This window comes from Hoylesella timonensis S9-PR14, from assembly GCF_000762405.1.
Taxonomy (GTDB): Bacteria; Bacteroidota; Bacteroidia; order Bacteroidales; family Bacteroidaceae; genus Prevotella; species Prevotella timonensis_A.
Window position 1 is genome coordinate 39,441 of the sequence record NZ_JRPQ01000054.1, and the last position, 14,431, is coordinate 53,871.

11 protein-coding genes are annotated in these 14,431 nt (G+C 41.6%); 7 read left to right on the forward strand and 4 right to left on the reverse strand.

Annotation, left to right across the window (positions count from 1 at the left end; genetic code table 11):
- Window positions 1-93 precede the first annotated feature (93 nt).
- The 6 genes from bamG to HMPREF9304_RS02310 all read left to right on the forward strand — a co-directional run bounded on the left by bamG (window position 94) and on the right by HMPREF9304_RS02310 (window position 7,854).
- Window positions 94-1,395, forward strand: a complete 1,302-nt coding sequence (gene bamG, locus HMPREF9304_RS02285; RefSeq protein ID WP_052045845.1) for a BamG family beta-barrel-assembly machinery protein — start codon at window positions 94-96, stop codon at window positions 1,393-1,395.
- A 28-nt stretch (window positions 1,396-1,423) separates the two neighbouring features.
- Window positions 1,424-2,074 carry an LPS export ABC transporter periplasmic protein LptC gene (gene lptC / locus HMPREF9304_RS02290; RefSeq protein ID WP_081953629.1) on the forward strand — a complete coding sequence of 217 codons (651 nt, stop codon included), beginning with the start codon at window positions 1,424-1,426 and terminating at the stop codon, window positions 2,072-2,074.
- A gap of 11 nt (window positions 2,075-2,085) precedes the next feature.
- Window positions 2,086-3,363, forward strand: a complete 1,278-nt coding sequence (locus HMPREF9304_RS02295; RefSeq protein WP_036926175.1) for a hemolysin family protein — start codon at window positions 2,086-2,088, stop codon at window positions 3,361-3,363.
- A gap of 182 nt (window positions 3,364-3,545) precedes the next feature.
- Window positions 3,546-5,687: a peptidylprolyl isomerase gene (locus HMPREF9304_RS02300; RefSeq protein WP_036926176.1), complete on the forward strand. Its 2,142-nt coding sequence runs from the start codon at window positions 3,546-3,548 to the stop codon at window positions 5,685-5,687.
- A gap of 275 nt (window positions 5,688-5,962) precedes the next feature.
- Window positions 5,963-6,700 carry a porin family protein gene (locus HMPREF9304_RS02305; protein ID WP_036926177.1) on the forward strand — a complete coding sequence of 246 codons (738 nt, stop codon included), beginning with the start codon at window positions 5,963-5,965 and terminating at the stop codon, window positions 6,698-6,700.
- A gap of 56 nt (window positions 6,701-6,756) precedes the next feature.
- Window positions 6,757-7,854 (forward strand): ROK family protein, encoded by a 1,098-nt coding sequence (locus tag HMPREF9304_RS02310; RefSeq protein WP_036926178.1) that lies wholly within the window; start codon window positions 6,757-6,759, stop codon window positions 7,852-7,854.
- 165 nt (window positions 7,855-8,019) lie between these two features.
- Here HMPREF9304_RS02310 and HMPREF9304_RS02315 read toward each other — a convergent pair whose 3' ends face one another.
- The 3 genes from HMPREF9304_RS02315 to HMPREF9304_RS02325 form a co-directional block, all read right to left on the reverse strand.
- Window positions 8,020-8,583, reverse strand: coding sequence for a hypothetical protein (locus HMPREF9304_RS02315; protein ID WP_052045847.1), 564 nt, complete (start codon window positions 8,581-8,583; stop codon window positions 8,020-8,022).
- 69 nt (window positions 8,584-8,652) lie between these two features.
- Entirely contained in the window at window positions 8,653-9,132 is a 480-nt protein-coding gene (locus tag HMPREF9304_RS02320; protein WP_036926179.1) for an S-ribosylhomocysteine lyase, read from the reverse strand.
- 85 nt (window positions 9,133-9,217) lie between these two features.
- On the reverse strand, window positions 9,218-9,901 hold the full coding sequence (locus HMPREF9304_RS02325; RefSeq protein WP_036926180.1) for a 5'-methylthioadenosine/adenosylhomocysteine nucleosidase: 684 nt from the start codon (window positions 9,899-9,901) through the stop codon (window positions 9,218-9,220).
- 111 nt (window positions 9,902-10,012) lie between these two features.
- On the opposite strand from HMPREF9304_RS02325, the gene HMPREF9304_RS02330 reads away from it, so the two are divergent.
- Window positions 10,013-12,523 (forward strand): YfhO family protein, encoded by a 2,511-nt coding sequence (locus tag HMPREF9304_RS02330; RefSeq protein WP_036926181.1) that lies wholly within the window; start codon window positions 10,013-10,015, stop codon window positions 12,521-12,523.
- Window positions 12,524-12,626: 103 nt separating this feature from the next.
- Here the strand turns inward: HMPREF9304_RS02330 and HMPREF9304_RS13775 are convergent, their stop codons facing one another.
- Entirely contained in the window at window positions 12,627-14,369 is a 1,743-nt protein-coding gene (locus tag HMPREF9304_RS13775) for a DUF4153 domain-containing protein (RefSeq protein WP_052045849.1), read from the reverse strand.
- Window positions 14,370-14,431: the final 62 nt, after the last annotated feature.

Consider the following 14,431-nt stretch of genomic DNA (forward strand, 5'->3'; position numbering starts at 1 on the left):
CACGATGCAAATTTAAGTGTTATTTCCCACTTAAAGTGTGTTTAATTCGAAAATTTTCGATATTTTTGCATCCAAATCTGAAATAAAAATAGAATGAAAAAGATATTTGGTGCCTTTTTATGGGCGTCTATTTCTATATCTGCTTTTGCACAGAGTGGTACAAACTCTCCTTACAGCCAGTATGGATTTGGCGTATTGTCCGATCAGACCAGTGGTTTTAATAGGGGGATGAATGGCTTGGGTTATGGCTTTCGGGAAAATGATCAGGTGAATTTTATCAATCCTGCTTCTTATTCTGCCCTCGATTCACTTACCTTTATCTTTGATGCTGGACTTTCTGGGCAGCTTACTCATTTTGAGGAAGGTAATCGCAAACTGAACGCAAAGAATGCAGATTTAGAATATGTGGTAGCTGGCTTAAGACTGGCAAAGCATTTAGGGTTGAGTTTTGGTTTAGTACCATTTACTAATATCGGATACAACTACTCCAACACCGCAACCATTCATATTGATGAAAATTATACCAAGACAACCACTACCAACTCTTATCTTGGTAAAGGAGGATTGCATCAGGTGTACTTAGGGGCAGGTTGGGAACCGTTCAAGGGCTTTTCATTGGGGGTTAATGTCTCTTACCTTTGGGGAAAATATGACCGCTCAATCGTGAACAGCTATAGCGATATGTCTATCAATACGGTTTCAAAATATTATTCAGCCTCTGTACACAATTATAAATTAGATATAGGATTGCAATATACGGCACGGTTGTCGAGACAAGATCAGGTGACCTTGGGCGCAATTTACTCTTTGGGACATCGTCTGAATGCCGATCCGTCGTTAAGCATTATTTCTCAAAATCCACAGACAGGCATTAGAGACACAACTCTATTTACAGTGAACAATGGTTTAGAGTTACCTTCTGCCATTGGAGGAGGATTGGGCTGGAACCACCGCAATCAGTTAAAGATAGGAGCGGATTACTTGTTACAGCAGTGGTCAAAAACATCTTATCCAAACTATACGATGGCGAACGGTAATCCGCAATATGTACTCACACAAGGCATGTTCAAAGATAGGCATAAATTTACCTTCGGCGGTGAGTTTTGTCAAGATGCCAACAGTCGCCATTTCTTTCAACGGATGCATTATCGAATAGGTGCTTCCTATGCCACACCTTACCTGAAAATCAACGGACAAGATGGTCCCAGTGAGATTAGTGTGAGTGCAGGTTTCGGTATTCCGATTGTCAACAGTTGGAACAATCGTTCTATGTTGAATATCTCTGCACAATGGGTAAGGCAGGATGCAAAAGACTTTATCAAAGAAAATACGTTCCGAATCAACATCGGCTTGACGTTCAATGAGCGTTGGTTTGCTAAATGGAAGGTGCAATAACCCTCCCAAGAGGTCAGGAAAAGGGTGTATGAAGAGTAAGTCAATCGTTTTTGTCGTCGTACTGATGCAAATCTTGGGCTTTGTTTCTTGTGAAAAACAAACCGAACACATTGCTCCTGCCATATACGATCGTGACTCTGTGCCAACGATGACTACCTACGGAGTAAATCAATTGATATCCGATTCGGGTGTTATTAAATATCGAATTGTAACCGAGCGGTGGGAGGTTTATCAAAACACGACACCGCAAAAGTTCGTGTTTCGGAAAGGTGCATTCTTGGAACAGTTTGATGAAAGCTTTCATGTGCAGTCTTTTATCCAATGCGATACCGCATATTATAATATAGATGCCCAACTTTGGGAATTGAGAGGAAGGGTCAGAATATTGACTAAAGATGGACTGAAGTTCTCGAGTGAGGAGCTGTTTTTGGATCGTCGAGCACATGAGATGTACTCACATCGCTTCTCCAAACTGGTTACGCCAGAGCGCACACTTCAGGGTTCATACTTCAAAAGTGATGAGCGGATGACGAAATACATCGTTACAAATAGTCGTGGCTCCTTTGAAAAATCAGATTTCACAGGAGAGACAGATACTACGTCTACACCCACAGACAGCACGAACGTCTTCTTGCGCCCACAAGCATCACCACGACCGAAGTTGCCCACGACACCTTAGTATTGATAACAATGAATGAACAAGTAGATATCTCTTTGATTATTTTTATTCTGATAACGATGGTTCTCTCCGCCTTTTTTTCGGGTATGGAGATTGCTTTCGTTTCAAGCAACCGCATGTTGGTGCAGATGGATAAGGAAAAGAATGGATTTTCGCAACGCTTCCTTACCTTATTTTATAGCAACCCAAATGCTTTTGTTAGTACGATGCTGGTTGGGAACAACATTGTGCTGGTGATTTATGGTATTTTGATAGCGCGGCTTTTAGACAATACGATATTTGTAGGAATGAATCCTGCCTTTACAGTGCCAGCGGATACAATATTGTCCACGCTCATTATCTTGTTTACAGGTGAGTTTGTACCAAAGACACTGTTCAATAGTAATCCCAATCGACTACTGAAATTATTTGCTTTCCCTGCTTATTTGTTTTATGTTATCTTGTGGCCGATAAGTCGATTTGCCACTTTTTTGGCACGCATCATTCTTGGTTTGTTGGGAGTTAGTATCCCTAAGGATGCAGTTGCTGCAGGATTTTCTAAGGTTGATTTAGATTATTTGGTTCAATCAAGTATTGAAAATGCGCAAAGTGAAGATGACATAGAAAATGAAATCAAGATTTTTCACAATGCACTTGATTTCCCTGATACCAAAGTTAGGGATTGTATGATTCCACGAACAGAAATCAATGCCGTCGACATGAATCAATGTTCTTTAGACGAATTACGCCAAAAATTCATGGATAGTGGCAACTCGAAAATCATCGTTTATCAGGAGGATATTGATCATATACAAGGATATATCCATAGTTCTGAAATGTTCAAGCACTCTTCCACATGGCAAGAGGGTATTCGGACGATGCCTTTTGTGCCAGAGACGATGCCAGCGCAGAAGCTCATGCGCATACTGTTAACGCAGAAAAAAAGCTTGGCGATTGTTGTTGATGAGTTTGGTGGAACGAGTGGATTGGTTTCTTTGGAAGATATTGTAGAAGAAATATTTGGAGAGATAGAAGACGAACATGACAGTCTTAAATATGTAGCGAAGCAAACAGGCGATAAAGAGTTCCTATTATCAGCCCGCTTAGAGATTGATAAGGTGAATGAAATGTTTGAATTAGATTTGCCAGAAAGTGATGACTATATGACGATAGGAGGCCTGATTTTGAATGAATATCGCAGCTTTCCAAAACTGAATGAAATCATCGAAATAGGTAAATATAAATTCAAGATACTGAAGAGCACATCGTCTAAAATCGAGTTAGTACAGCTGAATATTATATCTAATTGAGCTGTTGTGACCGTTTGAAACTTAAAATTTCAATAAAATATTCAGTCGTTTGCTAAGAATTTAGTATTTTTGTACGCATTTGAAGGCATAAGCACCGGAACGAAGTACGATGCGATAGGTGTGGTAAGCGTTTGAAGGCTCATTGAAAGAATATAAAAATAAAATAAATATTAAAATAAAAAATGGCAGCATTAGGAAAAATTCGTAAGAGAGGTATGATTCTGATAAGCATCATTGGATTAGGCCTTTTTGCTTTTATTGCAGAAGAGGGATTCCGATCATGTGAAGCTTCTCGTAATGATCAGCGTCAGCAAGTAGGTAAAGTGTTGGGAGAGAAAGTCAATGTCCAAGACTTCCAAAAACTCATGGATGAATACACCGAAGTGATAAAAATGCAACAAGGTGTTGATAATCTCAATGAGATGCAGATGAATCAAGTTAAGGATATGGTTTGGCAGACCTATATTCAGACAAAAGTTGTGGAAGATGAAGCCAAGAAGATTGGATTGACAGTGACAGACGCTGAACTTCAAAACATTTTAGCTGAAGGAACCAACCCCATGTTGATGCAAACTCCATTCGTTAATCGACAAACGGGAAGGTTTGATGTTAATTCGTTGAAGAAGTTTATTGCTGATTATAAAACGCAACAAACTGCCAATCCACAAATGGCAGCACAGTACCAAACTCTTTATAAATACTGGACTTTTATCGAACGTACACTGCGCCAGCAAATTTTAGCACAGAAATATCAGAGTTTATTGGCAGGATGTATCTTGTCGAATCCAGTAGAAGCCAAACTTTCTTATAAAGAGGAAAACGAAGAAAGTTCGATTCAGCTCGCTACTTTTGCTTATTCCACCATTGATGACAGTAAGATAAAGGTTCAAGATGCTGACCTAAAGGCTAAATATGACGAACTGAAAGAGCGCTTTAAGCAAAATGTTGAAAGCCGCGATATCAAATACGTGACTGTTCGTGTTGAGCCTTCTCCAGCAGACCGTGCCGAATTGCAGCAGACTTTCAAGAAATATACAACAGATTTAGCAGCAGCTTCAGAACCTGCAAACGTTGTTCGCAAGAGCACTTCTTTGGTGAATTATCTTGGAATCCCTGTTGCTAAGACAGCCTATCCTAATGATATTGCTGATAAGTTAGACTCTATGGCAGTTGGACAGACTTATGGTCCTTTTGAAACAAAGATGGACAATTCGATGAATGTTGTTAAACTTATATCTAAGCAGTTGCTGCCTGATTCTGTTCAATATCGACAAATCCAGGTAATTGGTAAAACTCCAGCAGAGGCTCAGAAACGAGCTGATTCCATTTACACAGCATTGAATGCTGGCGCTGCTTTTGAGACGATTGCCAAAAAATATGGTCAGAGTGGTGAAAAGGTATGGATGACAACTGCACAATATCAGAATGCTCCTTCTTTGGATGCAGATACCAAGACTTATATTGGTACGTTGAATAATTCAGGTGTCAATGAATTAAAGAATGTTAAGATAGGACAAGGCAACCTCATTGTTCAAGTCGTAGATCGCAGAGCGATGATTAATAAGTACACGGCAGCTGTGATAAAGAAATCGATTGATTTCTCAAAGGACACCTATTCTAAGGCTTATAACAAATTTAGCTCCTTCGTAAGTGCTAATCAAACCCCAGAGTCAATCCAAAAGAATGCAAAGTCAAGTGGGTACACGGTACAGGATGCGAAGGATATTACTACTTCAACACACACGCTTGTGGGAATTAATGCGACTCGTGAGGCAATGAAATGGCTCTTTGATGCAAAAGAAGGTGAAATTTCCCCAATGTACGAGTGTGGTAATAACGACCAGTTATTATTGGTAGTATTGGATAAGATTCATCCAAAGGGCTATCGTTCTTATGACGATCCTCAGGTAAAAGAGTTTTTGAAAGCTGAAGTACTTCGTGACAAGAAGGCTGAACAGCTCATGGCAAAGGCTAAAGATGTGAAGAACATTGCTGCCGCACAAGCCAAAGGCGCAAAGGTTGATGCCGTTAATCAAATTACTTTCGCAGCTCCTGTCTTTGTGATGAGCGTTGGAGCAAGCGAACCTGCTTTGAGTGGAGCTGTGGCTGCAACTGCTAAAGGTAAATTCTCTTCGAGACCAGTAAAAGGTAATGCAGGTGTTTATGTATTCGAAGTAACAGGTCGCACGATGCGTCCAGGCAAGTTTGATGCTAAGACAGAAGAGCAGAAGACACGTCAGAAAGCTTTACAATACGCTGGCAACTTTATGAATGAGTTGATATTGAAAGCTAATATTGAGGACAATAGATATCTATTCTTTTAGTTAGATTTCGTATGCTGGACTACAAACGCAAGTCCAGCATATACTCATTTAATATAAAAGGGGAGGGTGCATCATAGTCGTATTTATGGTGCACTCTCTCATTTTTTATGATGAGTCATCGTTATTCTGAATTAGCTCCAGCTTTTTCCTCATTGGTTTCAAAAGTGATTTAATGGCAGCACCACTTCAATATGCGCAGATTGTGTAGGAATATTTTGCTCCCATTATTATAATAAAATAGGTGTAATTTTCGTTTTCCTATAAACCGTTTATTTATGAAAAAGTTTTTAGTAACGTTTGTCTTGTTATTAAGTGTTTTGTTCGGCTGGGCTCAAGGCACTGTTGGCACGTGGTCACTGATTCCAAAGATTGGAGTGAACTTTGCAAACATCAGTGGTTTTGATGTATTTGAGATGGATGACCCAGTGAAAGGTTTTGAAAGCTCATCTGTTTTGAAATCCAAATACCTTGAAGGACTCATCATTGGTTTAGACGTTCAAAATCAGCTAACAGAGCGAGTTGCTGTTTCTGCTGGCTTATTTTATAGTAGACAGGGCATGGATTTTCCAGAGCTCGAGAGCATAGATGATAAAAATGTTCATCATGCATCTAACGGATTTCAATGGAAATTCCACTATTTGCAGTTGCCAGTGATGCTCCATACTTATGTTGTAAGTGGTCTTTCTGTCAATGCAGGTCTACAAATAGGTTATCTGCTGTCTGCCAAAGGCTTTTCGTCTCAATCGCATTTCTACACGGACAAGGAAGGTAAAACGCATTATGAAAAGGATGAAGAGGGGAATTTGCTATATGACTACAAGAGCAAATACGATATGACGAACAACATGAAGCGCATAGATGTTTCCGTTCCTGTGGGTATTTCGTACGAATATGGGAATGTGCTGTTGGACGCAAGGTATAACTTCGGCTTGCTGAAAATCAATAAAGATGATTACAGTACTTTTAAGAACAAGTTATTTTCCTTTACCGTTGGCTACATTTTCGACCTATGATGAGGCGATGAAGAGAAGTCACGAATCATATCAACTTGAATAATAAATCTAAACAAATGAATTACAAAGACGACAAACGTATTATTATGACCCTCGATGCTGGTGGAACAAACTTTGTTTTTTCGGCGATGCAGGGCGGTGAGCAGATGATAGTACCTTTTGCATTGCCATCAATGGCAAACGATTTGAATGCCTGTTTGGGTCAGTTGGTCAAAGGGTTTGAGAAAATACAACACCTTATTCCTATGGATGCATCGGCTATCAGCTTTGCTTTCCCTGGTCCTGCCGACTATGAGAACGGCATTATAGGCGATTTGCCCAATTTTCCTTCCTTCCGTGGAGGCGTGGCTTTGGGTCCCTATTTACAAATACGTTTTGGTATGCCTGTTTTTATCAACAACGATGGCAGCTTGTTCGCCTATGGCGAAGCCATGGCAGGAGCATTGCCTTTGGTCAACAATCGACTGGAAGAAGCGGGCAGTCCAAAGCGGTTTAACAATCTCTTAGGTCTCACGTTCGGCACGGGTTTCGGTGCTGGTGTGGTCATCAATGGTGAATTGTTGGTTGGAGACAATGGATTGGGAGGTGATATTTGGTGTTTTCGTAACAAGAAATATCCAGCATATATTGTGGAGGATAGCGTCGCCATTCGTGCTATCAAACGTGTATATCGTGAGCTTTCTGGCGATGTGCGTGACCTTGAACCCAAGGACATCAATGATATTATCGCTGGAAAGATAGACGGCAATGTGGATGCTGCTAAGAAGAGCTTCGCAGAGTTTGGTGAGATGGCAGGCGATGCCATTGCTATGGCTGATACCATTGTCGATGGATTGGTTGTCATTGGTGGAGGTGTATCGAAGGCGTCAGCCCATATCTTGCCAGCTTTGGTAGGCGAGATGAACAGCAGACTTAAAATGATGAATGGCGAGGAGGTAGGACACATGCAAATGAAAGTGTACAACTTGGAGGATGAGCAACAGTTTGCAGACTTTACAAGGGGTGGCGCTGTGAAGATTAATGTACCTGGTAGTAGCGTTCAGGTTGATTACGACCCGATGAAGCGTATCGGGGTCATCGTATCGAAAAATGGGGCGAGCGAATCGATTGCATTAGGTGCCTACGTCTATGCCTTGAACAAACTTGATGAATAACTAAAAATTCGTCATCTTGCTATCCATGCTTTAATAACACGTTGATAGCTCTCACAGCGTGAAAAATGAGATGCTGAAATAGGTGATCAATGCGTTGAAAGTTCACAACTCAATGGAGACAATTTTGTTTCCCATTGAGTTGTTTTGGTTCTGACGCTTTCCGAGTTATTTCTTCTTTTGCTGTTGCTCTTTTTGTGTTTCCTTATAGATTTGGATAATCGGGTCTTCGTCCAGCTTGTCCATTTGTTTGAACGAGTTGAGCATGCGTTGCCTTTGCTTTCGATACTTCTTAGCTTTGAAGTCAAACATAGAAAAGAAATCGAATGAACCGACAGACGAGGGGGCTAACATGGCTCGTTCATTGGCATCCGCTTTCATCCATCCTTGAATCGTCTTGTTGAGTTGTGTCTGCATATCCTTTCCATAAACAACTACTTCGCCTATCATCTTTTCGTCTTTTATCATCGAAATAGAGTCGCCTACCATTCGGGCAGGGATGCGAAGAGGTAAATATTTGGGCTTGATGATAGTGAGCGTGTCAAACTGTTGGGGAATCGTTGTTTGTCCAAGATAGTTCGTTGAGTCGCATTTTTGCGTGTCTGCCCAAACCCATACCTTGCGCATGGGTACTTTGGTCTCGGCATCGTACACTACAATCTTGCGCTGCGCATTCACAGAAAGACTTGTGCCAATGCAAACAAACAAAAGAATAAAGAAGAATTTTTGCATGCTTATCGGTCGTTAAGGGATACTGTTGTTAGCTTTCAAGGGTGTATTTGGACAAACACGTCGCACCATTTATTTCGGGTAAATCAAGTTTTTCTCTTCTATTTTCTCCAACACTTCGGTTAGGAATTTATGCGATTCGTAGCGTGCCATGGGCAGATCGTGTAGCAAATAGTTGCCACAATCTTGGGCTTGTGCGCCCGGAATTTCACCTTCAAAGTTAGTAACAAACTCAAAGGTGTGTATCATCAAATCGACAATATCACGACTTTTCAAGTCGCCATGCACAATCAAATAGTTGCCAGTGAGGCATCCCATAGGTCCCCAATAAATGATTTTGTCTTTCCACTGTGCATCGTTGCGCAAGTAAGTAGCAGCCAAATGCTCGATAGTGTGCAAGGCACCAATGTGCAAAACGGGCTCACGGTTAGGCTCTTTCATGCGTATGTCGAAGGTGGTAATGACTTCCGAGCCAATGAGGTCTTGTCTACTTACATAAATTCCTCGCAACAATTTGTTGTGGTCAATGGTGAATGAAGGTATTTTGTTCATCTTTAAGTTTTTTAGTTTGTGAGTTTTTTAGTTTTTGGGTGATGCGTTTTCTCTCGTTTGTGGCAAGAAGCAGTCGGGGTTTTGCTTAAATCTTTTGCAAAAAGTCTTTCGTTACTTCAAACGAGTCGTGTGCTATTTGTTCCCAAAAATTGTAGTATTGTGACGCTTCGGTATCTTTCAGTGGGACATCACTAATGATACGAAATGAGATAAAAGGAATGTGATACAGGTGGCAGGTTTGCGCAATCGCACCGCTTTCCATATCTACGGCTGCCGCTTTGGGAAAAGATTGAAGGATGTGTTGCATTTTTTCCCGACTGTCCACAAACCAATCTCCGCTTACAATGAGTCCGCTTTTGATATTTTTGTGATAGGATAGAGACAACGCTTTGTTGACTAATTCTGGCGGAGACACATAGCTTGCGGGCATTCCCATGATTTGTCCTTTGGCGCATTCCTTGCCACAATACGCATCATGATAGCAACACTCGGTGCTTACAACCACATCTTTGGGGTTCAATGCTGTATCAGCAGCTCCCGCACAGCCCGATGATACGATGAGTTGTGGCTGATAGCGATGAATCATTTCTACGGCTCCAATGGCAGCGTTCACCTTGCCTATGCCACATTGCATCAATACAATTTCATTTTGTTTGATTCGTCCTTTGACAAAACTCAAATGGTTGTCTTGTTCCATTTGGCTATTTTCCAATAAGGATTTCAATTGTACAAATTCCTTATCCATTGCCACAATTACGCCTATCTTCATATCCAATCGTTCTCGTTTTCTTGCAAAGATAGCAAAAAAGGAAATATAATCCGTGTTAAGCCCTAAACTTTTGTTATCTTTGTGGCAAAATATAATCATAACAAAACTATCATGGAAGTTTGGAAGAAATATGGCTTAGATGTAGCCGCTGTTGTGCTTTTTGTCCTTATCTCATTTGCTTATTTTGTTCCAGCGAGTTTGGACGGTCGCATTTTGTTCCAACATGATGCGTCTGCTGGACGTGGCATGGGACACGAACAGCAAACATATTTTGAGCGAACAGGCGAACGAACCCGTTGGACCAATTCGGTTTTCGGTGGTATGCCCACCTATCAAACAGCTCCTTCGTATAAGAGTACTGATGCGTTGAGTAAGGTAATGGATGCATACCATTTGTGGCTTCCCGAAAATGTGTGGTATGTCTTTGCCTATTTGTTAGGCTTTTACATCCTTCTGCGTGCATTCGATTTCCGTCAGGAGTTGGCTGTATTGGGATCAATTATATGGGCTTTTTCCAGTTACTTCTTCATTATCATCGCTGCGGGTCATATATGGAAGGTCATGGCATTGGCATATTTGCCCCCAATGATAGCGGGTTTGGTGCTTGCATATCGAGGCAAATACCTGTGGGGCTTCATTCTCACCGCCTTGTTTACGGCGTTTGAGGTGAAAGCCAACCACGTGCAGATGACGTATTATTATCTGTTTGTGGTGCTGTTCATGGTGATAGCTTATCTTGTTCAAGCCATTAAGAATAAGCAACTGCTACATTTTGGCAAAGCGACAGCAGTGTGTGCTGCTGCTGCCTGTCTCGGCATTTGTATGAACTTGAGCAACTTGTACCACACGTGGGAATACAGCAAGGAATCCATGCGTGGCAAGAGCGAACTGGTAAAAGCGAATACAGCCAACCAAACCAATAGTGGTTTGGAGCGTGATTACATAACTCAATGGAGTTACGGTATTGGTGAAACGTGGACGCTGCTTATTCCGAATGCCAAAGGAGGAGCTTCTGTACCTCTGTCTCAGAACGAGACGGCTATGAAAAAAGCTGATCCTAATTTTATTCAAATCTATCAACAAATGGGTCAGTATTGGGGAGAGCAACCCGGAACCAGTGGACCTGTGTATGTTGGTGCATTCGTGTTGATGCTCTTCATCTTGGCATTGTTCATCGTTAAAGGTCCTATGAAGTGGGCTTTATTGGCAGCTACCGTCCTTTCCGTCTTGCTCTCGTGGGGAAAGAACTTCATGCCATTGACCAATTTCTTTATCGATTACATGCCAATGTATGCTAAGTTTCGCACGGTGGCATCCATCTTGGTGATCGCAGAGTTTACCATTCCATTGTTGGCGATGTTGGGTTTGAAGAAAATCTTGGACACGCCATCGATATTGAATAAGCAGATTAAATATGTATATATCAGCTTTGGGCTCACTGCAGGTTTTTGTTTGTTGTTTGCCCTCATGCCCAGTGTGTTCTTTTCTAATTTTGTTTCCGCACAAGAGTTGGAAGCAATGAAGAGCATTCCTGCGGAATATCAAGGACAATTAATCGCCAATCTTCGCGAAATGCGGCAAGCTATCTTTACTGATGATTGCTGGCGGTCGTTCTTTATCATTGTGATTGGCACTTTCTTGCTGCTGCTTTACCGTGCCAACAAACTTAAAAAGTCTGCTTTCGTAGGACTGGTGATTGTGCTGTGCCTTGTAGATATGTGGCAAGTCAACAAGCGTTACCTCAACGATGGCATGTTTGTAGAGAAGAGTGTGCGCGACAATCCTATTGAAATGACACCTACCGACCAGCAAATTTTGCAGACGAAAGAACTCGATTACCGTGTGTTAAACCTCGCAACGAGTACCTTTAACGAAAACGAGACCAGTTATTTCCACAAGAGTATTGGAGGGTATCATCCAGCAAAGTTGCGCCGCTACCAAGAAATGATAGAGACGTATATCGCCCCAGAGATGGAGAAACTAATGAAAAGTATTGTCGAAGCGCAAGGCGATATGACCAAATTGAACGGGGATAGCATCTCGCCTGTCTTGAATATGCTGAATACCAAATTCTTCATCATGCCATTACAAGGCGGTCAGACCGTTCCGTTAAAAAATCCATACGCCTTTGGTAACGCATGGTTTGTCGATAAGGTGACTTATGTCAATAATGCCAATGAGGAATTAGAAATGGTGGGCAAGCTCAATCTTCGTGCGGAAGCGGTTGCTGACAAGAAGTTTAGAGATGTGTTGGGAAGTAGCTGTGAGCAAGACCATCATGCACAAGTAACCATGAAGAACTATGAGCCAAACCAACTCACTTACGAGGTTGAGTCGGCAAAGGGTGGGGTATTAGTATTCTCGGAGAACTATTATCCTGAATGGACAGCAACGGTCGATGGGAAAGAGGTGCCTGTGGGGCGTGTCAATTATATTCTTCGCGCCATACAAGTGAAGCCCGGTAAACATCAAGTGGTGTTGAGTTTCTTCCCCAAATCGGTCGATCGAACAGAGACGGTGGCATACATTGCCTTTGCCTTGTTAGTCATCTGTATTTTGTTGGGCATTGGTTTGGAGATTCGTCAACGTAAAACTGGTGCGACAGCTCAAGATCGTAAATGATTCCAAGCGTTGAAAAGATAAAACAATTGAATTAAAAAAGGTCCGAAAAGCACGGTTGCTTTTCGGACTTTTTCATGCTGTTGTCCATTCATTCAACAACCGTTTATGGAACAAACACATACCCTACGATGTGCAGCCTTTCCACCTCTTCCCTGTATCTCAATAAAAAGTAAGTGATGGTTAGCTGTGTCTTCTTGCCTTTAAGCTTGATGTCGTGAGTTTTCTCCGTATTCGCCATGGCTTCGAGGTCTGACAAACTGACAAGATACTCGTCGTTAATCATCTGACCGTCAATATTATCTTTAAGCACAATGCGCATTGAATCTCCTTGTAAATATCCTTGGACGTTATCCTCGTCATAGGCTGCAATATTTGCAACATGGCGATATCCTGCGGGAATGGATACAAGCACATCGCTCTTTTCAAAATTACATTCATAGCTCACCATGCTTTGCACTGAAACAGGTTTCCCTTTGTTGTTTTTCACTTTCTTGTCAAACTCGTAGCCAAAGGTTTCAACCTTTGGTTGTAATAGCTCTTCCGTACACTTCATTCCATAAGTTGTACGGAGATAGGATAGCTTCCCGTCCGTCTTTTTCGCATCTATATAGTTTAGCCCTTGCAAAAGTTTGTCATAGGTGACACTATTCATGGGCAATTTGATGTCTGGCTGTTGGGCTGCCAGATGCTTTACTTCGCTTGTCAATTTGTTTCGGGTATAGCTGGCAATATTATAGGGAAAGATAGAAATCAAAGCCCACACAATTAAAAAGGAGTTGATGATCCAAATCACTCTTCTACTGCGACAGACCATTAGTCCCAAGCACACGGCATAGCACCAAACATTGAATATCAAAAGATATAGCCGATAAATAGTGACACCGTAATCGCTAAAACGCCTGTAAATACCCACAGACATTAATACGAGGAGGGGCAAAACAATGACAGGCAGATAGCGAACAATGAATTGATCGAACCTCTTGACCTCTTTTTCATGATGTATAGGATAAAGCAAAAAGACGATGGTGACAGTGAGAAGCATTAACACTGACACTAACCAAGACACCCAACCATTGGGCAACTCCCATGTAATGATAATTTTGGCGGTATATGCATACAGGGTAATGGTGTATGCCATGTGTAGCGGTATCAAGAGATAATGAATCACCCCATTGCCAAAACGATTCTGTAGCCAATTACTCTCACTAAACTTGTTGGCTCCTTGTGGTAGTGAAGCCATGAGTAATAAAGGTGCGATGAGCGTGAAGCACACGGCAGACAAGTCCAAATAGAGGGTGTATTTGATATCTAACAAAAACAGTGAGGTGAGCGAGTTTAGCAACAAAGAGAGTCCTATTAGCACGCCAAGCGATATGACGAAAGCCAAACTACAACCTCCTATGAGGTTCAGCAGAAAATTGATAGCGGGTCTATCGTTGCGTTGCTGGTAATAGGGTAGGGTAAACCAACCAACACCCATCACAGTAGCAAGCACCACAATAGCAATACTTTGCTCAATGGTATTCGTATAAGAGTTTGCCAACAGTGCGCANATGCCGAGCCAANCCACTTGTATGCCAAGATGAACTTGCCACGCTCTTTTTTGTTGTTGCCACTCTTCNGTCCATAAATGGAGTTGTANCGACAAAAGTAAAGCNGTNACAGGGTAGAGCATGAGGAAGACTNTNATNGNATTGATGTCTGTTNCTTCCTGAAACTTATGATTGAGGAAAATCCATGAAGCGCAAGTAATGATACAGAAAAAGATAGAAGTNGGAAAGCGTAACACAAGNGCTGNAAGTTGTTGACGCCAGTCTTTCAGAGAAGNTTTNGAGAGTTTTTTCATAAAAAGACATGCTTAAGAGTGAAATAATGCAACAAAGATACGAAAAATAATCAGATGTCCTA